Annotated in this window: 22 protein-coding genes and 1 tRNA gene; 9 read left to right on the forward strand and 14 right to left on the reverse strand. The window is 72.1% G+C overall.

Annotated elements, in window-relative coordinates:
- Positions 1 to 106 precede the first annotated feature (106 nt).
- The gene (locus QQZ13_RS06660; RefSeq protein ID WP_284528280.1) at positions 107 to 1,141 is read left to right on the forward strand and encodes an alcohol dehydrogenase catalytic domain-containing protein; all 1,035 of its coding nucleotides are present in this window, start codon (positions 107 to 109) and stop codon (positions 1,139 to 1,141) included.
- 290 nt (positions 1,142 to 1,431) lie between these two features.
- On the forward strand, positions 1,432 to 2,043 hold the full coding sequence (locus tag QQZ13_RS06665; RefSeq protein ID WP_284528281.1) for a hypothetical protein: 612 nt from the start codon (positions 1,432 to 1,434) through the stop codon (positions 2,041 to 2,043).
- Positions 2,044 to 2,121: 78 nt separating this feature from the next.
- Here the strand turns inward: QQZ13_RS06665 and QQZ13_RS06670 are convergent, their stop codons facing one another.
- The 7 genes from QQZ13_RS06670 to QQZ13_RS06700 all read right to left on the reverse strand — a co-directional run bounded on the left by QQZ13_RS06670 (position 2,122) and on the right by QQZ13_RS06700 (position 10,406).
- Positions 2,122 to 2,970 (reverse strand): NAD(P)-dependent oxidoreductase, encoded by an 849-nt coding sequence (locus tag QQZ13_RS06670; protein WP_284528282.1) that lies wholly within the window; start codon positions 2,968 to 2,970, stop codon positions 2,122 to 2,124.
- Positions 2,971 to 3,026: 56 nt separating this feature from the next.
- Positions 3,027 to 4,088 carry a LacI family DNA-binding transcriptional regulator gene (locus tag QQZ13_RS06675; protein ID WP_284528283.1) on the reverse strand — a complete coding sequence of 354 codons (1,062 nt, stop codon included), beginning with the start codon at positions 4,086 to 4,088 and terminating at the stop codon, positions 3,027 to 3,029.
- Positions 4,085 to 5,617, reverse strand: coding sequence for a sugar ABC transporter ATP-binding protein (locus QQZ13_RS06680; RefSeq protein WP_284528284.1), 1,533 nt, complete (start codon positions 5,615 to 5,617; stop codon positions 4,085 to 4,087). The genes QQZ13_RS06675 and QQZ13_RS06680 overlap by 4 nt, the downstream gene beginning before the upstream one ends.
- Before the next feature lie 53 nt (positions 5,618 to 5,670).
- A complete protein-coding gene (locus QQZ13_RS06685) occupies positions 5,671 to 6,702 on the reverse strand; it encodes a sugar ABC transporter permease YjfF (protein WP_284528285.1) in 1,032 nt (343 codons plus the stop codon).
- On the reverse strand, positions 6,699 to 7,727 hold the full coding sequence (locus QQZ13_RS06690; protein ID WP_284528286.1) for an ABC transporter permease: 1,029 nt from the start codon (positions 7,725 to 7,727) through the stop codon (positions 6,699 to 6,701). Before QQZ13_RS06690 ends, QQZ13_RS06685 begins: the two co-directional genes overlap by 4 nt.
- Positions 7,724 to 9,319 carry a sugar ABC transporter ATP-binding protein gene (locus QQZ13_RS06695; protein WP_284528287.1) on the reverse strand — a complete coding sequence of 532 codons (1,596 nt, stop codon included), beginning with the start codon at positions 9,317 to 9,319 and terminating at the stop codon, positions 7,724 to 7,726. Before QQZ13_RS06695 ends, QQZ13_RS06690 begins: the two co-directional genes overlap by 4 nt.
- Positions 9,320 to 9,425: 106 nt before the next feature.
- A complete protein-coding gene (locus tag QQZ13_RS06700; protein ID WP_284528288.1) occupies positions 9,426 to 10,406 on the reverse strand; it encodes an ABC transporter substrate-binding protein in 981 nt (326 codons plus the stop codon).
- A gap of 320 nt (positions 10,407 to 10,726) precedes the next feature.
- Between QQZ13_RS06700 and QQZ13_RS06705 the strand changes: the two genes are divergently transcribed.
- The 4 genes from QQZ13_RS06705 (at position 10,727) to QQZ13_RS06720 (ending at position 16,092) form a co-directional block, all read left to right on the forward strand.
- Entirely contained in the window at positions 10,727 to 11,716 is a 990-nt protein-coding gene (locus tag QQZ13_RS06705; protein ID WP_284528289.1) for a LacI family DNA-binding transcriptional regulator, read from the forward strand.
- Between the two features lie 277 nt (positions 11,717 to 11,993).
- Positions 11,994 to 13,580, forward strand: coding sequence for a xylulokinase (locus tag QQZ13_RS06710; RefSeq protein WP_284528301.1), 1,587 nt, complete (start codon positions 11,994 to 11,996; stop codon positions 13,578 to 13,580).
- Between the two features lie 53 nt (positions 13,581 to 13,633).
- Positions 13,634 to 15,136: an L-arabinose isomerase gene (gene araA / locus QQZ13_RS06715; protein WP_284528290.1), complete on the forward strand. Its 1,503-nt coding sequence runs from the start codon at positions 13,634 to 13,636 to the stop codon at positions 15,134 to 15,136.
- Positions 15,137 to 15,141: 5 nt separating this feature from the next.
- Positions 15,142 to 16,092 (forward strand): aldose 1-epimerase family protein, encoded by a 951-nt coding sequence (locus QQZ13_RS06720; protein WP_284528291.1) that lies wholly within the window; start codon positions 15,142 to 15,144, stop codon positions 16,090 to 16,092.
- Between the two features lie 178 nt (positions 16,093 to 16,270).
- Here QQZ13_RS06720 and QQZ13_RS06725 read toward each other — a convergent pair whose 3' ends face one another.
- The 3 genes from QQZ13_RS06725 to QQZ13_RS06735 form a co-directional block, all read right to left on the reverse strand.
- Positions 16,271 to 16,816, reverse strand: coding sequence for a hypothetical protein (locus QQZ13_RS06725; RefSeq protein WP_284528292.1), 546 nt, complete (start codon positions 16,814 to 16,816; stop codon positions 16,271 to 16,273).
- Positions 16,817 to 16,821: 5 nt separating this feature from the next.
- Positions 16,822 to 17,235: a DUF4383 domain-containing protein gene (locus QQZ13_RS06730; RefSeq protein ID WP_284528293.1), complete on the reverse strand. Its 414-nt coding sequence runs from the start codon at positions 17,233 to 17,235 to the stop codon at positions 16,822 to 16,824.
- Positions 17,236 to 17,422: 187 nt separating this feature from the next.
- The gene (locus tag QQZ13_RS06735; protein WP_284528294.1) at positions 17,423 to 17,626 is read right to left on the reverse strand and encodes a hypothetical protein; all 204 of its coding nucleotides are present in this window, start codon (positions 17,624 to 17,626) and stop codon (positions 17,423 to 17,425) included.
- A gap of 97 nt (positions 17,627 to 17,723) precedes the next feature.
- Here QQZ13_RS06735 and QQZ13_RS06740 point away from each other — a divergent pair, with 97 nt between their 5' ends.
- Positions 17,724 to 18,155 (forward strand): YdeI/OmpD-associated family protein, encoded by a 432-nt coding sequence (locus QQZ13_RS06740; protein ID WP_284528295.1) that lies wholly within the window; start codon positions 17,724 to 17,726, stop codon positions 18,153 to 18,155.
- Between the two features lie 15 nt (positions 18,156 to 18,170).
- Here the strand turns inward: QQZ13_RS06740 and QQZ13_RS06745 are convergent, their stop codons facing one another.
- From QQZ13_RS06745 to QQZ13_RS06760, 4 genes are all read right to left on the reverse strand, one after another.
- The gene (locus QQZ13_RS06745; protein WP_284528296.1) at positions 18,171 to 20,039 is read right to left on the reverse strand and encodes a carbohydrate-binding domain-containing protein; all 1,869 of its coding nucleotides are present in this window, start codon (positions 20,037 to 20,039) and stop codon (positions 18,171 to 18,173) included.
- 23 nt (positions 20,040 to 20,062) lie between these two features.
- On the reverse strand, positions 20,063 to 20,947 hold the full coding sequence (locus QQZ13_RS06750) for a polyphosphate polymerase domain-containing protein (RefSeq protein WP_284528297.1): 885 nt from the start codon (positions 20,945 to 20,947) through the stop codon (positions 20,063 to 20,065).
- Positions 20,944 to 21,570 (reverse strand): DUF4956 domain-containing protein, encoded by a 627-nt coding sequence (locus tag QQZ13_RS06755; RefSeq protein ID WP_284528298.1) that lies wholly within the window; start codon positions 21,568 to 21,570, stop codon positions 20,944 to 20,946. Before QQZ13_RS06755 ends, QQZ13_RS06750 begins: the two co-directional genes overlap by 4 nt.
- A 112-nt stretch (positions 21,571 to 21,682) precedes the next feature.
- The gene (locus QQZ13_RS06760; RefSeq protein ID WP_284528299.1) at positions 21,683 to 22,519 is read right to left on the reverse strand and encodes an SDR family oxidoreductase; all 837 of its coding nucleotides are present in this window, start codon (positions 22,517 to 22,519) and stop codon (positions 21,683 to 21,685) included.
- A gap of 104 nt (positions 22,520 to 22,623) precedes the next feature.
- Here QQZ13_RS06760 and QQZ13_RS06765 point away from each other — a divergent pair, with 104 nt between their 5' ends.
- Entirely contained in the window at positions 22,624 to 23,268 is a 645-nt protein-coding gene (locus tag QQZ13_RS06765) for an asparagine synthase (RefSeq protein ID WP_284528300.1), read from the forward strand.
- A gap of 200 nt (positions 23,269 to 23,468) precedes the next feature.
- Positions 23,469 to 23,541, forward strand: a tRNA-Arg gene (locus QQZ13_RS06770).
- Positions 23,542 to 23,866: the final 325 nt, after the last annotated feature.

The following is a 23,866-nucleotide window of genomic DNA, read 5'->3' on the forward strand; positions in this document are numbered from 1 at the left end:
TCCCTGCCGAGCCGACACGCTTTTGCGCGTGCGCAGCGTGTCGGCTCGCGCAGAACGTGTCGGCTCGGCGGCGCCGGCAGCGGCCGGACGGGAGCAGACTGGGAGCATGCGTGCGACGTACATGTACGGACCCGGCGACGTCCGGGTGATCGATGTCCCCGATCCGGCGATCGAGGAGCCGACGGATGCCCTGCTGCGCACGCTCGTGGCCTGCGTCTGCGGCAGCGATCTGCACCCGTACCACTCGATGGAGCCGAGCGAGCACGGCCGCTCGATGGGTCACGAGATGATCGGCGTCGTCGAGGAGGTCGGCGCGGAGGTCGCGACCGTACGCCCGGGCGACGTCGTGATCGTGCCGTTCGTGTGGTCGTGCGGCGTGTGCGACTTCTGCCGCGCGGGGCTGCAGACCTCCTGCCGGATCGGCGGCCTCGCGAACGCTCCGCGCACCGGCGGTGCGCAGGCCCAGTACCGCCGCGCGCCGCTGGCCGACGGCACCCTCTCCCGCGTCGACGTGGCCGAGGACGACGAGCGCATGCCGGGACTCCTCACCCTGAGCGACGTCTACGGCACCGGGTGGCATGCCGCCGTCACCGGCGGCGTCGCTCCCGGCGCGTCGGTGACCGTCATCGGCGACGGCGCGGTGGGACTGCTCGCCGTGCTGTCGGCGGCGCAGCTGGGTGCCGAGCGGATCGTGCTGATGGGGCGACACGAGGCACGCACCGACCTCGGCCGGCGATTCGGTGCGACCGATGTCGTGGCGGCCCGGGGCGAGGAGGGCGTCGAGGCCGTCCGCGCGCTCACCGGCGGCGACGGCACCCACGTGGTGATCGACGCGGTCGGCCATCTCCCCGCCTACGAGCAGGCGCTCGGGGTCGTCCGCGACGGCGGGGTCGTCACCCGGGTGGGCGTGCCCCAGTACTCGACGGGCCCGATCGGCCGCGAGCAGTTCGTCCGCAACGTCACCATCACCGGCGGCGTCGCCCCCGTGCGCGCGTACATCGACCGGCTCCTTCCCGGCATCCTCGACGGATCGGTGGATGCGGGCGCGGTGTTCGATGTGGAGCTCCCGCTCGACGAGGCGGCCGAGGGCTACCGCCTGATGGACGACCGCGAGGCGCTGAAGGTCCTCCTCCGCCCCTGACGCCCCGCATCCCGCTTCCGCCGAGCCGACACGATTTCGCCGAGCCGACACGCTTTTGCGCGCTCACACCGTGTCGGCTCGTGCGAAACGTGTCGGCTCGGCGGATGGGGGCCCGTGGCGGTTGCCAGGAAGCTCCCAGGAAACCGCTGCGATCGGCATCCTGGTGCGGATCGGGGATGCGCGGCGGACGCTCTGCGGCGCGACCCGGCGGGACGGGACCCATCCGATCGGGCGGTGCCTCCGGATGACCGGACGTGCGGGAAATCGCACCGAACGGAAGGAAACAACCGATGCGTACGAACACGAAGCGAGTGGGGATCTTCACGGCGGCGGGACTCGGCGCTGTGGCGCTGGCCGCGGGCGCGGCCCTGCCGGCACAGGCCGACGACGTCACCAACGACGAGTCCTCGACCACGACCGAGGCCACGGGTTCGCTCGATGCGCTGCAGACCTCGATCCGTGACGCACTCGACCTGGGGCTCACGGGCGGCGACATCCTCGAGGGCGGTCTCGTGAACGTCGGAGACATCGGCTCCGGCGCGATCGGCTCCGGCAACGACACCCCGATCGGCTCCGGCAACACCGTGGAGGCCCCGGTCGGCAGCGGCAACGACGTGAGCGTGGACGCCCCCGTCGGCAGCGGCAACGAGGTCGGCAACGGCAACGAGGTCGGCAACGGCACCGAGGTCAGCCCCGAGGTGGGCAACGGCAGCGGCAACGGCAACGCGAGCGGCAACGACACCAGCGTGGGAGACGTGGGTGCCGAGGTCGGCGACATCGCCGGAGACGTCTCGTCCGAGGTGGGCGATGTGACCGGCGACATCGGCGCGGACGTCGACGACGCGGTGGGCGACATCTCGTCCGACGTGGACGACCTGGTCGACGGCATCCTCGGCGACTGACCGACGAGGACCGCACGACGCACGAGCGGCGCCGGGATCATTCCCGGCGCCGCTCGCTGCTGTCCCGCCCCTGGCGGCTCAGCCGACCTCGTCCCGCCAGGAGTGCACCGGACAGTAGCCGAGCAGGCGCTGCGCCTTCGCGGTCGAGAAGAGCGAGTCGTTGACCCCGAGCGGGCCGCGCACCTCCACCCCCGGGAAGACCTCCGCGACGAGCTCCTCGTTCGGGCGGCTCATGACCGTGTCGGCGGCCGCGATGAGGAAGTGGTCGAACCCGGCCGGGGCGACCTCGAGGGCCCGCAGCACCGCCTGGGCGCCGTCGCGGGCGTCGATGTAGCTCCACAGATTCCACTTGCGCCCCCGCGGGTCGGCGTCGAAGCCGGGGAAGTCGGCGTAGTCGGCGGGGACCATGACGTTGGAAAAGCGCAGCGCGGTGATCGAGACCTCCGGGTGCCAGCGCACGAGTTCCGTCGCCATCGTCTCCTCGAGGTGCTTGACGAGCGAGTAGACCGACTCGGGCCGGGCGGGGTAGTCCTCGTCGACCGGGATGTAGGGCGGCGGCACGTCGAACGGAAGGCCCTGCACGGTCTCGCTGGAGGCGTACACGATCTTCGTCATCCCGAGCCGCAGCGCCGCCCAGAAGACGTGGAAGGTGCTGAGCACGTTGTTGCGGAACGTCTCCACATCGGGACGGATGCCGGGGGCCGGGATCGCGGCCAGATGCACGAGCGCGTCGAATCCGTCGTGCTGGTCGCCGACCGCGGTGAGCGCGTCGACGACCTGCCCGTAGTCGGTGAGATCGACCTGGACGAAGCCCGGGCCCCGGGTGCCGGTGGCGTCGAGGCCGATGACCTCGTGCCCCGCGGCGGTCAGTTCACGGACGACGACGGTTCCCAGTTTTCCGGATGCTCCGGTGACGGCGATGCGCATGCCCTCAGCCTGTCACGACCGGGCGGGGTGGGAGGCGGGGCTTGCCACGGCGACCGTCACGGCGTAGGCGGTCCCGCCGCCCGCGTCGACTCCCGCACGATCAGATGCGTGGCGATGGGCGTGTCCTCGGTGAGCTCGTGCGGCTCCTCGACGGCGAGGAGCACCTTCTGCATGATGAGCTCGCCGAGCGCCTGGAAGTCCTGCCGCACGGTCGTGAGCGGCGGCAGCAGGAACGGGGCCTCCGGCACGTCGTCGAACCCCACGACGCTCACGTCGTCGGGCACGCGCAGGCCGCGGCTGCGCAGCGCCGAGACCAGGCCGATGGCCATGTGGTCGTTCGCCACGAACACGGCGGCGTCGCCCGCGCCGCCCGCGTCGCCGTCGCCCCCGCCCGCGCCCCCGAGATCGAGGCTCGCGCCGATCTCGAACCCGCTCGCGGCCGACCAGTCGCCGTGGCGCGGCTCGATCGCGACGAGGCCCTGGGCGGTCAGCTCGTCCCGCCACCCGCGCAGACGCTCCAGGCTGTCGGGGTTGCTCGGCGGTCCCGCCAGGTGCAGGATGCGCCGGTGGCCGAGCTCGGCCAGGTGGCGGACGGCGGCCCGCGCGCCGCGGTACTGGTCGATCGAGACGAGGTTCGGATGCCGGCGCTGGGTCGCGGCGGCGGCCACGACCGGCACGCTCAGCTCGAGTCCGCGCACCACCTCGAGCACGCCGATGTGGTTCACGACGAGCACGATCGCGTCGACCCGCTGCCGCAGCAGCCCCTCGATCACGGTGCGCACGGCGGCGGGATCGGGATCGGGGGAGGTGACCGCGTCCACCGAGTACCGCTCGGCGCGCGCCGCCACGTTGAAGTGCATCGCGATCGAGGTCGGCCCGAAGTCGGCGGTGCCGGGGGTGACGAGGCCGATGGTGCGGGTGCGGCGGGTGACGAGGGCGCGGGCCGCCGGCGACGGGCTGTAGCGCAGCTGTGCGATCGCCTGCTCCACGCGGGCGCGCGTGGCGGGACGCACGTTCGGGAGGTCGTTGAGCACCCGCGAGACCGTCTGGTGGGACACTCCCGCCAGGCGCGCCACATCGAAGATGTTCGCGGACTTCGCGCCGCGGTCCTCGCTCACGGGGTCTCCTCCGGCTGGGCGACCAGGGCGAGGAGCGAGTCCACGGTCAGCTCGTCGGCCGGGAGCGTCTCGACGATGCGGCCGCCGCGCAGCACCGCGATCCGGTGCGACACCCGCAGCACCTCCTCGAGCTCCGCCGAGATGAACACCACCGAGAGACCGTTGTCGGCGAGCTCGCCGACGAGGCGCTGGATCTCGACCTTCGCGCCCACGTCGATGCCGCGCGTGGGCTCGTCGAGCACGAGCACGCGGGGGGAGAGGGCGAGCAGGCGCGCGAGGAGGACCTTCTGCTGGTTGCCGCCCGACAGGGTGCCCGCCGGGCGGTCGGGGTCTGCGGGCCGGATGTCGAGCGCCTCGATCCAGCTCTGGGCGAGTTCCCGCCGCCGGGTGTTGCCCAGCCGGTGCAGCACGCCCCGCTCGGCCTGCAGGGCGAGGGTGATGTTGTCCTGCACGCTGAGGCCCTCGATGATGCCCTCGGTGCGCCGGCTCTCCGACGAGTAGACCACGCCGAGCGCGATCGCGCGCCGGGGGGAGGTGAGGTCGACGGGGGCGTCGCCCACGCGGATCGTGCCGGCATCCACCCGGTCCACGCCCGTCAGGGCGCGCGCCAGCTCGGTCCGCCCCGACCCGAGCAGCCCGGCGAGCCCCACCACCTCGCCCTCGGCGAGCCGGAGATCGGCGCCGACGATCCCCGGTCCCACGGTCACGTCGGTCGCCTCCAGCACCGGCGAGGACACCTCCGACGGCGTCTCCGCGCGGCCGCGCACGGACATCTCGTCGCTCGTGCGCCCGAGCATCTTCTCGACGAGCCCCACCCGCAGCAGTTCCGTCGGCACGTACTCGCCGATGAGCCGGCCACCGCGCAGGACCGTGATGCGATCGCAGATCTCGTACACCTGGTCGAGGAAGTGCGAGACGAACAGGATGGCGACCCCGCGCTGGGTGAGCTCGCGCATCACGCGGAACAGCTCGGCGACCTCGTCGAGATCGAGGCTCGAGGTGGGCTCGTCGAGCACGAGCACCTTCACATCGACCGAGATCGCCCGGGCGATCGCCACCAGCTGCTGGATCGCGAGCGAATGGGTCGACAGGATCGACTGCGGATCGACGTCGAGCCCCAGGTCGGACAGCACCGCCTCCGCACGCGCCGACATCGCGCGCCAGTCGACCACGCCGAAGCGCCGCGGCTCCCGGCCGAGGCAGATGTTCTCGGCGACGGTGAGGTTCGGCAGGAGGTCGATCTCCTGGTAGACCGTGCCGATGCCCGCGGCGATGGCGGCCGCCGGCGTCGGGAAGGACGCGCGCTCGCCGCCGATCCGGATCTCGCCCGCGTCGAGGCGCAGCACCCCGGTGAGCGCCTTGATCAGGGTCGACTTGCCGGCGCCGTTCTCGCCCATGAGCGAGTGCACCTCGCCCGGGAAGAGGCGGAAGTCCACGCGGTCGAGCACCGTCTCGGCCCCGAAGCGCACCGTCGCGCCGGAGATCTCGACGACGGGGGCGGGGCCGCCCCCGTGCTCGCGTGGATCCATGGTGACCATCATGCCCGGGTGCACCCTCGCGCAGCGCGCACGCCGACCCGGTGTCAGCGCCGGTTCGCGCCGGTCCGGGTGACGATGAGTCGCTGCATGACCACGAAGACGAGGAGGATCACCCCGATGATGATGCGCGTCCACGACTGCTCGGCGCCGAGGAACGAGATGACCGTCTTGATGGTGCCGTAGACGAACACGCCGATCATCGAACCCAGTACGAACCCGCTGCCGCCCGACAGGAGCGTCCCGCCGATGACGACGGCCGCGATCGTGTCGAGCTCGGTGCCCACGCCGGTCAGCGGATACGCGGCGCCCGTGTAGGCGGTGAAGACGACGCCCGCCAGGCCGGCGCACACCCCGCTGATCACGTAGACCAGGAGCTTCGTGCGCACCACGGGGAGCCCCATGAGACGGGCGGACTGCTCGTTGCCGCCGATCGCGTAGACGGTGCGTCCGAACCGCGTGTACTGCAGCACGAGGATGCCGGCGAGCACCACGAGGAGCGCGATGATGCCGGTGGGCGTGAGGTAGAACGTCCCCGGGGCGCCCTGCAGGCGCGTGGACTGCAGCCACAGGATGGCGGGGTCCTCCACCTTGATCGACGACAGGCTCACCATGAAGGCGAGGCCGCGCGCGGCGAACATCGCGGCCAGCGACGCGATGAAGGGCTGCACGTCGAAGAACTGCACCATGACGCCGACGGCCAGGCCCATGCCGGCGCCGAGGAGCACCATGACCGGCACGACGACCGTCGTGGGCAGCCCCTGTCCGAGCAGGCTCGCGCCGAGCATCCCCGTGAAGGCCATGACCGCGCCGACGGAGAGGTCGATGCCGCCGGTGAGGATCACGAACGTCATGCCGACCGCGAGGATCAGCAGGTAGGCGTTGTCCAGGAGCAGTGCCGAGAGCACGCGCGGCGTGAGGAAGTTGCCGAAGTAGGCCTGGGCGCCCACGAGCATCGCGACGAAGATCACGAGGGCGGCGAAGACCGGGATCCACGCGGCGTGGCGGCTCCGGAAGCGGCGGACGGTCGCCACCAGGGGCGACGCCGGCGCGGTCGGCTCGGCGGTCAGGGTGCTCACGAGGCCACCGCCTTCGCATCGGGACGGAACGTTCGGAGGGCGCGGGTCAGGTGCCCGCGGGTGCGCGGCGACTGCACGAGCACGACGATCACCACGACGATGGCGAGGAACAGCGGACTGACCGCCGGCGGCACCCCCAGGAAGGTGATGGTCGACTTCAGCGTCTGGATGGTGAACACGCCGACCACGGTGCCGGCGAGCGAGAAGGTGCCGCCCATGAGCGAGGTGCCGCCGAGCACGACGGCGAGGATCGCGTCGAGCTCGATGTACAGGCCCGCCGCGTTGGCGTCGGCGGCCATGATGTTCGAGCTGTAGAGGATGCCGGCAAGGCCCGCGAGCAGACCGCTCGCCGCATAGGCGCCCCAGATGATGCCGCGCGACCGGACGCCGGCCAGGCGGCTGGCCTCGGGGTTGATGCCCACCGCCTCGGTGAGCACCCCCAGCGCGGTGCGCCGCTCCAGCAGCGCGACGATGACGATGGCGATGACCGACACGTAGAAGGCGAACGGCAGCCCCAGCACGTATCCCTGCGCCATGAAGCGGTACGGCTCGCTGTTGATCGTCGTGATGAAGCCCCCGGTGATCAGCAGCGCGACACCGCGGCCGGCGAGCATCAGGACGAGGGTCGCGATGATCGGCTGGATGCCGACGACGGCGACGAGGAAGCCGTTCCACACCCCCAGCACCAGGGCGACGCCGACGCCGAGCAGGACGGCGATCACGACCGTGGGGAGCCCGTCGGGATCGCTCGATCCCGAGATGAACGTGAGCGCGACGGCCCCGGAGACGGCCATGATCGCCCCCACCGAGAGGTCGATGCCGCGCGTCGCGATGACCAGTGTCATGCCGAGCGCCACCAGCATGAGCGGCGCGCTGTTGCGCAGGATGTCGATCATCGGGCCGTACAGCTGGCCGTTCTGCACCGTGATCGAGAGGAACGAGGGCCGCGCGATCGTGTTGATGACGATGAGGGCGAGCAGGGCGGCGACCGGCCAGAACAGGCGGTGCGTGAGGATGGCTTTCATGCCGCGTTCTCCGGCTTCTTGTGAGACGGCGTCGTCTCGGGCTTCTGGTGAGACGGCGTCGTCTCGGCGGTGTGGAGGGGGGATTCCTGGGCGATGACGTCGACCAGGTCGTCGACGTGGATGCCGATCGCGTCGAGTTCGCTGATCTTACGACGATCGCGCATCACGGCGATGCGCTGCGAGATGCGCACGACCTCCTCGAGCTCCGAGGAGATGAAGACCACCGCCAGGCCCTGGGCGGACAGCTCGGCGACCTTGCGCTGGATGTCGGCCTTGGCCCCGACGTCGATGCCGCGGGTGGGCTCGTCGAGGATCAGCAGCTGCGGGGCCGTGGCCAGCCAGCGGGCCAGCAGCACCTTCTGCTGGTTGCCGCCCGACAGGTTGCGCAGCAGCGCATGCGGGTCGGCGGGCCGGATCCCGAGGGCCGTCATGTACTCGGCGACGATGGCATCCTGCTCGGCCTTGCCGATCTTGCGCAGCGCCCCGCGCTGGGCCTGCACGCCGAGGACCATGTTCTCGGCGACGGTGAGGTCGCCGATGACGCCCTCGGCGCGCCGGTCCTCGGACGAGAAGGCGATGCGACGATCGATGGCGTGGCGCGGGTTGGTGATCCGCGCCGGTGCTCCGCGCACCTCCGTCTCGCCGGTGTCCGGGCGGTCGGCGCCGTAGAGCAGCCGGACGAGCTCGGTGCGCCCCGAGCCCAGGAGACCCGCGATCCCCACGACCTCGCCGTCGTAGACCTCGACGTCGACCGGTTCGAGCACGCCCTTGCGGCCGACGCCGGTGGCGCGCAGCACCGGCGCGGCGGTGCGGTCGACCGTGCGCTCGGCAGCCCGCGAGATGGCCTCGAGCTCGTCGAGCTCGCGTCCGATCATCTGGGAGATGAGCTCGCCGCGCGGAAGATCCGCGGCGAGGTGCTCGCCGATGAGCCGGCCGTTGCGCAGCACCGTGAGCCGGTCGGAGATCTCGTACACCTGATCGAGGAAGTGCGTGACGAAGAGGATGGCGACGCCGCGGTCCCGCAGGTCGCGGACGACGGCGAACAGCTGCTCGACCTCGCCGCGGTCGAGGCTGGAGGTGGGCTCGTCGAGCACGAGCACCCGGGCGTCGGTGACCATGGCGCGGCTGATCGCGACCAGCTGCTGCAGCGCGATGGAGTGGCTGCCGAGCGCCGAGTGGGTGTCGATGTCCACCCTGAGCGCCGCGAGGTGCCGGGCCGCTTCGCGGTGGGTGGCGCGCCAGTCGATGCGACCGAGTCGGCGCACCTCGTGGCCGAGCATGACGTTCTCGCCGACCGAGAGGTTCGTGCAGAGGTTGACCTCCTGGTAGACCGTCGAGATGCCGGCGGCCTGGGCGTCGGCGGTCGAGCGGAACACCCGCTCGCGGCCTTCGACGACGATCGTCCCGCCGCTGATCGCGTAGACGCCGGTGAGGGCCTTGATCAGCGTGGACTTGCCGGCGCCGTTCTCGCCCATGAGGGTGTGCACCTCGCCGGCCCGGAGCGTGAAGTCGACGCCGTCGAGCGCCTTCACTCCGGGGAAGACGACGGAGATGTCGCGCATCTCGACGACGGCACGGGGAGCCTCGGTCATGTTCTGCACTCCTGTCCGCGGGCGGCGGCTGCCGGGGCGGTGTGGTCGGGGTGGTGCGGGGGCCGGGCCGGGTCGGCTCCGGCCCCCGCGGTGAGGGCGGTGAGGATCAGTACGGACGCGAGTCCAGGACTTCCTTCGCCTGCTCCTGCGTGAACGACTGGTCCGGGACGATCGTCTTCTTCTCGACGGTGTCGCCCGCGAGGACCGCCTTGACCAGATCGGCCGCCTTCTCGCCGAGCAGCGGGTTGCACTCCACGATGAAGTTGAACTCGCCGTTGGCGAGCGCGGTCATGCCGTCCTTGACTGCGTCGATCGTCACGATCTGGATGTCGGTGCCGGGGGTGAGGCCGGCCGCCTTGATCGCGTCGAGCGCTCCCAGGCCCATGTCGTCGTTGTGGGCGAAGAGCACGTCGATGTCGCTGCCGTACTTCTGCAGGTACCCCTCCATGACCTTCTTGCCGCCGTCCCGGGTGAAGTCGCCGGTCTGCGAGTCGAGCACGTTGATGTCGGTGCCCTCGATGGCCTCGCCGAAGCCGGTGGCGCGGTCCAGCGCCGCGGAGGAGCCGGTCGTGCCCTCGAGGATCACGAGGTTCGCGCCCTTGCCGTCGAAGTTCTCCTTGACCCACTCGCCGGCCGTGCGGCCCTCCTGCTCGAAGTCGAGGCCCACCCACGAGGCGTAGAGGTCCTCGCTGGCCGAGACCGTGCGGTCCTCGAGGATCACGGGGATGCCGGCATCCTTGGCCTCGGTGAGCACGTCGTCCCAGCCGTCGACCGTGATGGGCGCGATGACGATGGCGTCGACGCCCTGGTTGATGAAGCTGCGGACGGCGGCGATCTGCGCCTCCTGCTTGTTGTCGGCGGCGTTGAAGATCAGGTCGAAGCCGTTCTCGGCCGAGAACGCGGCCTTCATCGACTCCGTGTTGGCCGAGCGCCAGCCCGACTCCGATCCGGTCTGCGCGAAGCCGACCTTGATGACGTCGTCGCCGCCGTCGCCGCCGGGCGTCTCGCCCGTGTTGCCGGCGCAGCCGCTGACGGCCATGGCCAGTGCGCCCAGCAGGGCGACGCCGGCCAGCATGTTCTTCTTCATCCCTGGAACCTCCTCGTTCGGGACCGACGGTGCGACGTCGGTGTCGTGTCACAGGTCTGCGGTGAGCCTGTGCTCGGAATGTTAGCCTTCACATTCCGTGTCTCGGCAAGATGTGAGCGATAACAGTTCGGTAACGCCGCGCACGGACAGCGCGATCCGGGATGCGGCGGGTAGCGCACGTGGGCGCTCCCTCGTGAGCGATCACATTCGCCCTTTGTCGCGGGGGTCGCGTGCGCACGAGGCGTGGGGCGACCGCGCCGCGCGCGACACTTCGCGCACCCTCCGCCGGGCCGGCGAGGCGGCGGCGCTAGCCTGAGCGGATGAGCAGCCCTGTCCCGCGCGTCGGCATGCGCGAGGTCGCCGCGCACGCCGGCGTCTCGACCCAGACCGTGTCGCGGGTGCTCAACGACCATCCCCACATCCGTCCCGAGACGCGCGCGAGGGTGCTGGCCTCCGCGTCGGCGCTCGGCTACCGGATGAACAACGCCGCCCGCGCCCTCGGCACGGCGACGACCCGGATGATCGGCGTCGTCGCCAGCGATGCCGCGCTGTTCGGCCCGGCGGCGGGGATCGCCGCGCTCGAGGCCGCCGCCCGCGCCGCGGGCCGGTGGATCACCACCGCCTACGCCGACGGCGCGGAGGCGGACGCGGTGGCCGACGCCGTCGAGCACCTGCTCGTCCAGGGCGTCGACGGCATCGCGATCGTCGCCCCGCACACGGCATCGCTGGAGCAGGTGGAGCGGGCCGAGCCGGCCGTGCCCCTGGTGGCGCTCCACGGCGGCGCAGGAGCCGAACGGCAGGCCGCCGGCGCCGCCCTCGCCATCGATCATCTCGTCGGGCTCGGGCACCGCCGGATCGCCGTGCTGTCGGGGCCGGAGGCGTGGAGCGAGGCGACCGTCCGCGCGCGCGGGGTGGCGAGCGCGCTCGCCCCGCCTGCGCTGAACGCGGCGGCCCCGGGGGAGGGCGACTGGTCGGCGGCGGCCGGCGCCGCCCTCGGCCGAGAGGTCGCCGCCGCCGTGCGCGCGCCCGGCGGGCCGACCGCCGTGGCCGTCGCCACCGACCCGCTGGCGCTCGGGGTGATCGCGGGGCTGCGCGAGGCCGGCGTCCGCGTGCCGGCAGACGTCAGTGTCACCGGCTTCGACGACAATCCCGACGCGGGCTTCTACCTCCCCGCGCTCACCACCGTCCGTCTGGATCTCGCCGGCGAGGCCCGCCGCTGCATCGACGAGCTCCTCGGCGTCGAGACGCCCGCGACCGCGCGTCCGGCCGAGCTGGTCATCCGCTCCTCGTCCGCGGCGCCCGCCGCCTGAGCCTCCGCGACCTCGCCGTCCGACGTGCGCCGAGCCGACACCCTCTTGCCGAGCCGACACGCTGCGTGCGCGCGACATCGTGTCGGCTCGGCGAAATCGTGTCGGTTCGCGGAAGGGAACCACGACCTGGCGCGCGCGGCGTGTTACCGGTAACATGAGCGCGACGTCGAGATCGGCGCACGAGACCAACGGAGGCACCGTGACCCCGCACGACACCGCTGGCAGCCCGGACGGCGCAGGCAGCCAGGACACCGCCGGCGCGGCGGACGACGCCCGGATCATCGCATCGGGCCGCACCGCGCTCGGCATCGAGCTCGGCTCCACCCGCATCAAGGCCTGCCTCGTCGACGCCGACGATCCCGCGCGCGTTCTCGCCGTCGGCAGCCACGAGTGGGAGAACGCGTTCGTCGACCGGCGGTGGACCTACGCGCTCGACGACGTGTGGACCGGCGTGCGCGCGGCCTACGCGGCGCTGGTCGCCGACGTCCGCCGGATCACCGGAGGCGAACTGGCCGCGATCGACACGATCGGCGCGATCGGCGTCTCGGCCATGATGCACGGCTACCTCGCCTTCGACGAGGCGGGGGAGCTGCTCGTCCCCTTCCGCACCTGGCGCAACACCAGCACGGGACCGGCCGCGGCCGAGCTCAGCGACCTGCTCGGCACGAACATCCCGCTCCGCTGGTCGATCGCCCACCTGCGTCAGGCGGAGCTCGACGCCGAGCCGCACGTGCCGCACGTGCGCGCGCTCACGACGCTCGCCGGCTACGTGCACCAGCGCCTCACCGGACGGCACGTGCTGGGCGTCGGCGATGCATCGGGGATGTTCCCGATCGACGCCGCGACGCACGACTACGACGCCGACCTGGTCGCCCGCTACGACGCGCTCGCCTCGACGCCGCCGCTGACGACGCTCTTGCCCGAGGTGCTGGTCGCCGGGGCCGATGCCGGCGCGCTGACGCCGGAAGGCGCCGAGCTGCTCGACCCGACCGGTGCGCTGCGTCCCGGCATCCCGTTCTGCCCGCCCGAGGGGGATGCGGGGACGGGCATGGTCGCCACCGGCTCGGTCGCGCCCCGCACCGGCAACGTGTCGGCGGGCACCAGCATCTTCGCGATGGTGGTGCTCGAGCGCCCGCTGGCGCAGCAGCACCACGAGCTCGACCTCGTGACGACGCCGGCCGGCGACCCCGTGGCGATGGTCCACTGCAACAACGGCGCCAGCGAGCTCGCGGCGTGGGTGGGCCTGTTCGTGCGGTTCGCCGAGGCGTCGGGCTCGCCGCTGCCGGTCGACGACGTCTACGGCGCGCTGTTCGCCGAGGCCGTGACCGGAGACGCGGATGCCGGCGGCCTGCTGTCATACAACCACCTCGCGGGCGAGCCCATCGTCGGCACGACCGAGGGGCGCCCGCTGGTCGTCCGCACCCCCGACAGCAGCCTGACGCTCGGCAACTTCATGCGCTCCCAGCTGTACGGCGTGTTCGCGACGCTCAGCCTCGGCATGCGCGTGCTGGCGGAGGAGGGCGTCGCACTGGATCGGATGTTCGCCCACGGGGGGATGTTCCGCACGGCCGGCGTCGCCCAGCGCTTCCTCGCCGGAGCGCTGTCCGCCCCGGTGGCCGTCGGCGACACCGCCTCCGAGGGTGGCGCCTGGGGCATCGCCGTGCTGGCCGCCTACCGCCTCTCCGGCGCCGACGGCGAGGCCCCCGCATCGCCGCTCGGCGCCTATCTCGACGAGCGCGTCTTCGCCGGCGCCGCCCTGCAGATCGCCGACCCCGACCCCGCAGACGTCGCCGGCTACGCCGCCTTCCTCGATCGCTACGCCGCCGGCCTTGCCGCCGAGCGGGCCGCCGTCGACGCCCTCTGACACCCCGAGCACGATCCGAACCCACCCCTCCGGCATCCTCGAAAGGAACGCCCATGGCCCTGTCCACCTCTCTCGACGCCTACACCGTCTGGTTCGTCACCGGCAGCCAGAACCTCTACGGCGAGGAGACCCTCCGGCAGGTCGCCGAGCAGTCCCAGCAGGTCGTCGCCGGTCTCGCCGGACTGCCCGTGAAGGTCGAGTGGAAGCCGGTCCTGAAGGACTCCGACTCGATCCGCCGGCTCGCTCTCGACGCCAACGCCGACGACTCCGTCATCGGCGTGATCGCGTGGATGCACACCTTCAGCCCCGCCAAGATGTGGATCTCGGGTCTCGACGCGCTGCAGAAGCCGCTCCTGCACCTGCACACGCAGGCCAACGTCGAGCTGCCCTGGGCCGACATCGACTTCGACTTCATGAACCTCAACCAGGCCGCCCACGGCGACCGGGAGTTCGGCTACATCCAGACCCGCCTGGGCGTGGCGCGCAAGACCGTGGTCGGGCACGTGTCGAACCCGGCCGTGCTGCAGCAGGTCGAGGACTGGCAGCGCGCCGCCGCCGGCTGGCAGGCGGCCCGCACCCTCAAGCTCGCCCGCTTCGGCGACAACATGCGCTACGTCGCCGTCACCGAGGGCGACAAGACCGAGGCCGAACTGCGCTTCGGCGTCCAGGTCAATACGTGGGGCGTGAACGAGCTGGCCGACGCGGTCGCCGCGGCCTCCGACGCCGACGTCGACGCGCTCGTGCAGGTCTACCTCGACGAGTACGACGTCGCGCCGGAGCTCCTTCCGGGCGCGGAGCGTCACCAGTCCCTCCGGGACGGCGCGGCGATCGAGGTCGGACTGCGCTCGTTCCTGGAGGAGGGCGGCTTCGGCGCGTTCACGACGTCGTTCGAGGACCTCGGTGCACTGCGCCAGCTGCCGGGGCTCGCCGTCCAGCGCCTCATGGCCGAGGGGTACGGGTTCGGCGCGGAGGGCGACTGGAAGACCGCCATCCTCGTGCGGATCGCCAACGTCATGGGCTCCGGACTTCCCGGCGGCGCGAGCCTCATGGAGGACTACACCTACGACCTCGTCTCGGGAGACGAGAAGATCCTCGGCGCGCACATGCTCGAAGTCGCCCCGTCGCTCACGACCGCGAAGCCGCGGCTCGAGATCCACCCGCTGGGCATCGGCGGCAAGGACGACCCGGTGCGCCTCGTCTTCACCGCCGACCCCGGGCCCGCCCTGGTGGTCGCGATGAGCGACATGCGCGACCGGTTCCGGCTGGTCGCCAACGTCGTCGAGAACATCGAGGCGCCCGACCTCCCGCAGCTTCCCGTGGGACGGGCGATCTGGAAGCCGGCGCCGGACTTCGCGACGAGCGCGGCGTGCTGGCTGACGGCGGGCGCCGCGCACCATACAGTCATGACCACGGCCGTCGGCATCGAGGTGTTCCGCGACTTCGCGGAGATCGCCCGCACCGAGCTCGTCGTCATCGACGAGGACACCACGGTCCGCGGCTTCCAGCGGGAGCTCCGCTGGAACCAGGCCTACTACCGACTCGCGCAGGGACTCTGACACGCATGGCACGCACTCCTCTCTCCGGCACGCAGTACACCCTCCGGGCCGGTGACGACGAGGCGGTGATCGCGAGCGTCGGCGCGTCGCTGCGCGCCTTCCGGCATGCCGGCCGCGACCTCGTCGTCCCCTTCGAGGCCGACGAGGTGCGCCCGGCCTACCGCGGGGCGACCCTGGCGCCGTGGCCCAACCGCATCGTCGACGGCCGCTACTCGTTCGCGGGCGTCGACTACCAGACGGCGCTGACCGAGCCGGAGCGCGGGCAGGCCCTTCACGGGCTCGTGGCGTGGCTGGACTTCGACGCGGTGGACCGCGGCGTGGATCACGTCACGCTCGCGGCGACGATCGAGCCGCAGCTGGGCTACCCGTGGCGCGTGCGCGTCGAGACCCGGTACGAGCTCTCGGCGGCGGGACTGTCGCAGACGGTGACCGCCCGCAACGAGAGCGCGACGGCGGCGCCCTTCGGCACGGGCCCGCATCCGTACCTCGTGGCGGGTCCGCACCCGCTCGACGAGTGGACGCTGTCGCTGCCGGCCGATCGCGTGCTCCAGACGACGCCGGACCGGCTCTCGCCAACCGAGCTCGTCGGCGTGGAGACCGATGCGGAGCGCTTCGACTTCCGGACGGAGCGCGAGATCGGCGCCGTCGAGATCGACCACGCATACACGGGGCTCGTCCGGGACGGGGGCGGCGGGACGGCGGTCATCGTGCGCGACGTGCAGGCCGGGACGGGCGTCGCGATCGCGTGGGATGCCGCCTGCTCGTGGGTGCAGGTGCACACCGCCGACCAGCCCGAGGGTCCGGCGTCGCCGGCGCACCGTGCGGGCCTGGCGGTCGAGCCCATGACGTGCGCGCCCGACGCGTTCAATGCGGCGGCCTACCCGTTCGACACGGGACTGCTCGTGCTCGAGCCGGGTGAGGCGGCGTCGGCATCCTGGCGCATCCGCGCCCTGTAGCCCTGTAGCCCTGTAGGCCTGTAGCCCTGTCGGTGGGGATGCGGTCGCGAGCGGATTCGGGGAATCGCACCGGATTCGGATGCCGAGCGGCCGCTCCTCCGAATCCGGCGCGATGCTCCGAATCTGCGACGGCGGGACGCGGGCCAGCGGGCCGGCAGCCGGGCCTCAGGGGTTCAGGTCAGTGACCGTGCGGGTCGACCAGGAGGGTGTGGCTGCCGTGGTCGGGAGCCAGGCGCCCGGCCTCGGTCGACGCGAGCGCCGGCGTGACCACACCGGCCACGGCGACCGCGCCGAGGAGGAACCCGACCATGGGTGCCGCCCCGGTGAGGGGAAGAACGCCCGCGACGGCTCCGCGCGGCGACGGAGCACGCCTCGTACGGGACCGCCGCGAGCGTCCGATCGTGACGCCGATCACCGCGTCGAGCACGATCGCGACGGCGACCGCCACGACACTCGTGCGCACGGGATCGGCGAGGAGTGCGGCCGTGCCTGCGAGGACGCCGAGCAGCGCGAGGGCCACTCCGGTCCGTTCGAGGCTGCGGCCGGCGAGACGCAGCACACCCCACACCAGGGTGGCTGCGCCGACGGCGACGAGGAGGATGCCGGCCGCGCGCGGCGCGGCATCCGTCCCCGTCACGATGCCCGCGCCGAGCGCGACCTGCACCAGTCCGGCTCCCCAGGCCGCCAGCGGCGGCCAGGAGCGGGTCAGCTCGGCGGCGGACATCGGCGTCAGACCGACGCGATGCGGCGGTCGGTGCCGCGCTCGGCTCCGACACCCACGCCGAGCAGCACGAGGGCGCTGGCGAGGTGCAGGAAGTGGTCGAACGTGTTCAGGGCCAGGATGTTGGCCGCGGTGCCGACGAGGAAGAACCCGACGATGCCGAGCAGCAGGTAGACGGCACCGACGGCGGTGTTGGTGGCCTTGGCGGCGCGGACGTTGGCGAGTCCGGCGAACAGCAGCGCGGCGCCGATCAGAAGGTGCGCGATGTTGTGCAGCGGGTTGACCTCGAAGATGCCGAGCAGCAGGCCGCCGTCGGTCGAGATGAAGCCGACGCCGCCCGTGACGGCGAAGCCGAGCAGGCCGACCAGCAGGTAGACCGCGCCGAAGATGGTCGCGACGAGGCGATTCGGTGAATTGCGCATGGTGGGGTTCTCCGTTTCTGCTCCCGGCGTTCGCCGGGTTTCGGTGGTTGTTCGGAACCATCCGGGGATCGGATGGGATCTGACGTGCGGGGGCTCGGATGAGCCGAGGCGACGCGAAGGCCCCGGAGCGCTCCGGGGCCTTCGCAGTTCGCCGGCAGGGAGGAAAGGGGCCGGCGTGGTCGCGGTCCTACTTGTGGTCGCCGCGCAACTGCTCCTTGAGCTCGTTGCGGTTCTCGACCGACTCCTTCTCGGCTTCGGCCTTCCGCACGTTGGCGTCGGCCTTGGCCTCATCGGCCTTGTCGCCGATGCGGTCGGTGGTGTCCTCGAACGCGTCCTTGATCTTGCGACCGGCCGTGTCGGCGACCTCTTTCGCGTCATCCAGGAATCCCATGATCTGCTCCCTTCTCGAGTTGACCCCAACGTACGGAGGGTGATCACCGGGGTCACGGGGGTTGCTCCGCCCCGCGGTCAGTGGTAACCACGGGGTCATGCGTTTCGAGTCGGTCATGTTCCAACAGGGCAACAACACGGGGATCCCGGTGCCTGCCGACGTGGTCGAGGGGCTCGGCGGCGGCAAGCGCGCCGCGGTCGTCGTGACCGTGAACGGCTACACCTACCGGTCCACGCTGGCGGTCATGGGCGGGCGCCATCTCATCCCGTTCAGCTCCGACAAGCGCGCCGCCTCGGGGATCGGCGGTGGTGATGCGATCACGGTCGACCTCGAGCTGGACACCGCGCCGCGCACGGTCGACGTACCGGAGGACCTGGCGGCCGCGCTGTCCGCCGCCGGTGCCCGGGCGGCGTTCGACGCCCTGTCGCCGAGCGCCCGCAAGGCGCACGTGACGAGCGTCGAGACGGCGAAAGCCGCCGAGACCCGGACCCGTCGCATCGAGGCGATCGCGTCCGCGCTCGGCGGCTGACGTCTGGGGGAGGCGTCAGGGGCGCTGACCGCCCCCACCGCCGGGGCCGCCTCCCATGCCGCCCATCTCCGACGAGGTCTGCTCGCCGGCGACGCCTGTGGCCACCGTGGTCGATCCGGCTGAGCCCGGCTCCGCGAGGCCGCCGAGCACCTCGGCGCCGACGGAGCCGCCCGAGACGAGCGTGTAGCTCTCGCCGTTGACGATGTCGCCGCTCGAGTACACGACGCTCTGCACCTGCTTGTCGGTCGTGAAGGATGCCACGGCCTCGCCTGACTCGTCGACGACGGTGAGCACCGTTCCCGCGGCGACCGAGCCCGACACGGTGAACTGCACGGTCGCCTGATCGGAGTCGGCCGACGGCGCCACCGCCATGCCCGACGAGCCTGCCGCCAGGAGCACGCCGCCCGAGATCGTCATCCCGCCGTCGGCGTCGAGCGCGCCGTTGCCGTTGTTCGTCGGGCCCGACACCACGACCGTGCCGCCGGTCTGGGTGATCGCGCCCTGGTTGACGTCGAGGCCGTCGCCGTCCGCGTCGACGAGCAGGGTGCCGCCGCTGATCAGCATCGTCATCTCCGCCGTGCCGGTGTCGGGGGCGGTGACGTTGGTGCCGTCGTCGCTCGCCGTGACGGCGGTGTCGCCGCCCGAGACGGTGATCTGGCCGCCCTCGAGCGCCTCGACCGACCGCGTGACCGTGTTCTGCCCGGCGGAGATCACCAGCTGCAGGTCGGCGTGCACGCCGTCGTCGCCGGTGGCGAGGGTGACGGTGGCCCCGGCCAGGTGCACGTATGCGCTCGCGTTCACGGCGTCGTCGGCCGCATCGACCGTGACCTCGCCGCCCTCGAACACGGCGATGACCCCGGCGGACACGCCCTTCGCGCCCCCATCGGTCGCGCCGGAGCCCGCGCCGGAGCCTGCGCCGCCCGCGGCGACGATCGAGACCGTCCCGCCGGTGGTCACGACGTCGGTGTACGCGTCGATCCCGTCGTCGCCGCTGGTGACGTCGACGGTCCCGCCGGCGACGAGCACAAAGCCGCGCTCGGCGGCCTCCTCGTTGTCGGACTTCAGGCCGTCGCCGCCGGCGTCGACGGTGAGCGCGCCGCCGCGGATGACCAGGTAGTCCTTGCCGCGGATGCCGTCGTCGGCGGCCGTCACCGAGATCGTCCCGGACTGGATCACGAGGCCGTCGGACGACGCGATGCCGTCGTTCCCGTTTCCGGTCACGGTGAGCGATCCCGTGCCGGTGATCGTCAGGTCCGCGGCGCTGGAGAGGGCCGCATTGGCGTCGGCATCGTCGGCGTACGACGAGGCGTCGGACAGGCTGTTCGCCGAGCCGTCGGCGAGGATCACGACGGCCTCGTCGGCCGCCTGCACGTCGATCGCCGCTCCGGCATCCGTGTCGATGTCGACGCCGTCGAGGACGAGCCGCACCTGTCCGTCGGCATCGCTGCTCACGATCACCTGGCCGCTGTAGTCGCCCGACAGCACGTACGTGCCCGGCTGCGAGATGAGCACGGTGGCGCCGTCCACGGCCGCGCCGTCGCCGGTCACCGACGCCGACGAGCCCGAGAGCTCGATGGTCGTGGCGTCCGCAGCATCCCACTCGTCGTCGTCCGTCTTGTCGTGGGTCTCCTGATTCGCCGCGAGCACGTCGGCCGCGGTCTGGGTGGCGTCGGTCGCGCCGGTGAGCGACGAGGACGCCTGGGTGGTCGACGCCTCGGCGTCGGCGGCCTCCGCCGCGGCGGTCGTGGACGGGGTGGCGGCGGTGGTCGCCGCCGAGCAGCCGGCGAGGGTGAGCGCGAGGGCCAGCGCGGGAGCGGCGACCAGCCACAGGCGCCGGGGTCGGCGAGATCGGGAGTCACGCGGCGCGGCGGAGGGGGTGTTCATGGGAGCGTCCTTTCGGGAGCGGATCAGGCGGCCGAGCTGATCGGCGAGGTGATTGGCGAGGTGACCGGGGGAGTGATGGTGCCGGCGGCGAAGTGCCGGGTGAGGGAGCGTCGCCACTTGTGCGAGGGGAGCGCGGGGTGCAGCGCCGCCATCCCCGTGCCGTACTTCGACAGCGAGGCGGGCCGGTGACCGTGGCGCCACAGCGTGCGGTCGAGGGCGCCGGCGCGCTGGCCGGACTTCGTCTCGACGATCACCGACGCGGGAAGGGTGAGCGTGCGGCCGTCGGCGCCGACCCAGGCGAGGTCGAGGTCGATCGTCGCGCGCGAGGCGTCGCCGTCGGCGGTCGCCGGCAGCAGCAGCGTCGCGCGGCGGTAGCGGGTGACCAGCACCGGCTCCAGCCGTGCGGCCAGGTCGGCGGCGCCCGGGATCCCGGCGTCGCTCAGCAGATCGACCGCGTACGCGACCGCGTCGCCGTCGAGCACGTCGCCCTCGACCGGGACGCGCTCCTTGACCGTCGCCGATCGCCCGCCGCGGGTCTTGACCTCGAGGAACGAGCCGCCGGAGTCCACGTACGTGCGCGCCCGCACCTTGAACCGGCGCCGCCGGCCGCGTGCCGCGCCGAAGTAGCTGTCGAGGTCGGGGGTGTCGTAGTACTGCGACGCGTAGCGCAGCGCCTGCTCGCCGCCGATCTCCAGCACCTCGCTGCCCTGCGGCAGCGCGGCCAGCACCGCCGGCAGGGCGGAGGCGGGGAGGAGGTACTTGCGATCGACCCGGGTCTGCAGCTCCGCCGCGGCGTTCAGCTGCGCGAGGTCGACCGTGCGCAGCGCGTGCAGCCGGGCCAGCGCGTCATGTCGCAGGGCCTCGCGCCTCAGGACGTCGTGCCGCGGGACGTCGTGTCGCGCGCTCACCGGGTCACCTCCGCGACCCGCTCGTGCGCGCCGGGCAGCGACGCGGAGGAGCCTGTCGACCGTGCCCCGGAGCGGCCGACGCTGCGGACCGCGTAGCGGACGTCGACGGTCGTGGTGTCCGACACGAAGTCGAGGCTCCGGATCGTGAGGCGGTGCACGCGCGCGCCGAGGAGGTCCTCGACGGCGCGGCGGGCGTCGTCCTCCGCGGGGTACGCGCGGTCGAGCACGAGCGTCTGCTCGCGCGAGCGGCGCAGGAGCGCCGGACTGTCGACGATCGCCAGCGCGCCGACGACGAGCAGCATGATGCCGGCGGTCGTCCAGGTGATCGTCGCCGACAGCCCCGCGACCAGTCCGAGGGCGAGCGCGGCGAGGTAGTAGGCCATCTCGCTCTGTTCGATCTCCCGGGAGCGCAGGCGGATGATCGACAGCACGCCGAACAGGCCGAGGCCGAGGCCGGCGCCCACCGTCGTGTCGGCGAGCACCATCGACACGGCGAGCACTCCGACGTTCACGCCGACGAAGGCGACGGCCAGGTCACGGCGGCGATGGCGGGGGTAGTAGACGCCGAAGGCGAGCACGACGATGGCGGCGAGGTCGACGGCGATGACGGCGAGCAGATTCATGGGAACTCCTGACGTGTGTGTCCGGAGAACCATTGAGCAGGGCGGCGCTATGCGGTTCCTATGCTGCGCCGAGGCGTCGCTGACGAATCGGGAGCGGCCCGTGGGTCGCCCCTCAGATCGGTGTCGTCGTGTCCACGGCGGCGCGGAGCGGCCGCCGCATCGCCGCCCAGTACCGGGTGGGAGCCAGGCGCGCGAGCACGTCGACCAGGCGCGCCTCGCGGCCGATCATCGTCCGCGGGCGGCGGCGCACGGTGGCCTCGACGATCCGGCGCGCGGCGTGGGCGGGCTCGGTGTGGTACATCTTCGCCTGCGCCGCGGCGGCCCGCTGGGCGATGGCCGGATCGAGGGCCGCCGCGTACCGTCCGCGCAGGATGATGCCGGTCTTCACCCCGGCGGGGTAGACCGCGCCGACGGTGACCGAGCCGTCCTCGAGCTCGTGACGGAGCGCCTCGGTGAAGCCGCGCACGGCGAACTTGCTCATGGCGTAGGGGATGCGTCCCGCCGGCGCGGCGAGGCCGTAGATCGAGACGAGGTGGGTGATGTGCGCGGCGGGGGCGCGGCGCAGCGCCGGCAGCAGGGCCTGGGTGATGCTCACCGTGCCCCACAGGTTCACGTCCATCAGCCAGCGCATCTCCGCCATCGTGAGCTGGTCGATGCTGCCGAGCATCGACGATCCCGCACACGTGATCAGCGTCTGGACGAGCGGGTGGTGTGCCGCGATCTCCGCCGCGGCGGCCTCGACGGCCGCATCGTCGGCGAGGTCGACGACGTGCGTCGTGTGGCCGTCGCCCTCGAGGCTCTGCGCGACGGCCGCGAGTCCGGCGGCGTCGCGGTCGACGAGGGCGATCCGGGCCCCTCGGCGTGCGAGCTCGCGCGCGACCTCCGCCCCCATCCCCGCCGCGGCCCCGGTGATGACGCTCGTGGCGCCCGTGACATCCAGTTCCGGCATCCTCGCCGCTCCCTCGCGCTCACATCGATCACGGGGGCGAATACTTCCGTCCCCGCCCTCGATTCTCTCCGATGCGGTTCCGTAGGATCGATGCAAGGAGTGTCGTGGCGGAGAAGCGCAAGCGGGTTCGCACCCGTGACGTCGTCGCCGAGGGGTTGTACATCGCCTCGGCGGCCACTCGACTGAGCCTGAAGAACCGCATGCTCGTGCACATCCTCGCCGAGGGCGAGGACTTCGACGTGGCGCGCTACGAGGCCGAGGCGCGCGAGGCGCTCCTGACGCTGGCAGAAGAGGCCGAGGCCGACGCGGCGCGCACCGAGCGGCAGCGCAAGCGCGCCCGCGGCCGCCACAGCGAGTCGGACGGCACCCACGACTACCGCAGCCGCGACGTGCGCAACCTCCGCCGGCGCCAGAAGCAGTCGCTGCACGTCGCCCGGGAGCTGCGGGCGCGCGCTGAGGATGTCGAAGAGCTCCGCAAGCTCATCCTCGACGCCCGCGACGTCGCCTGGAACGAGGTCGCGAAGAACATCGACCGGACTCTGCGCATCGAGGCCGCCCGGCCCGACCTCGACCCCGACTACGAGCGCATGCGCGGCGCGCGCATGCAGGCGCTGCGCCTGGTCGACCTCCCCAAGCTCACGTCGCGCCGCCGGAGCCTGGCGAAGCAGCAGGAGCTGCGCGCGCAGGGGATCGAGCCCGAGATCCTCGAGTCCGGGGCGGACGTGTTCGATCCTGCCGAGCTCGAGTAGCGGCGCTCGTGGCGGGCCGCTGCGCCGGTCCTGCACGCGACTCGCAGATTCGGAGATCCGCGTCGGGCTCGGAGCCTCTCGCCCCCTCGCTCCGAATCCGGTGCCGTCCTCCGAATCTGCGCCGTGGTGGTGCCCTCGATTCGGTCGATCCCGAGCTGTCATGTAAGCTGGTCGCTGGCCTTCGCGAGAGCGGAAGTCATGCGCCCGTAGCTCAATGGATAGAGCATCTGACTACGGATCAGAAGGTTAGGGGTTCGAGTCCCTTCGGGCGCACACTGTGTTGAGACAGTGATCGAAACCCCGCGGATCCCGCGGGGTTTCGTGGTTTCTGGGCGTGTGCTTGCGACTGTGGGTCTTCGGCTGCGGGGTGGTGCGTTTGTCGAACGCCATGCGGGCATCATTGTGCGCCGGCTAGACGGGCGATGTTGTCCCGAGCGAGCACACGAGCGTGGCGGACGCTGGCATGGCGTCGAAAGACGACCGCCACTAGGGCGTGTCTCCCAAAGGTTTGGGCTGGTCGCTGGAACGCTCGGTGTGTGTCTCGAACGGAGTTGCTGACTGATGCGCAGTGGGAGCTGATTGCTCCGTTGATGCCGTC

Source organism: Microbacterium sp. T2.11-28 (assembly GCF_950097975.1).
GTDB lineage: Bacteria > Actinomycetota > Actinomycetes > Actinomycetales > Microbacteriaceae > Microbacterium.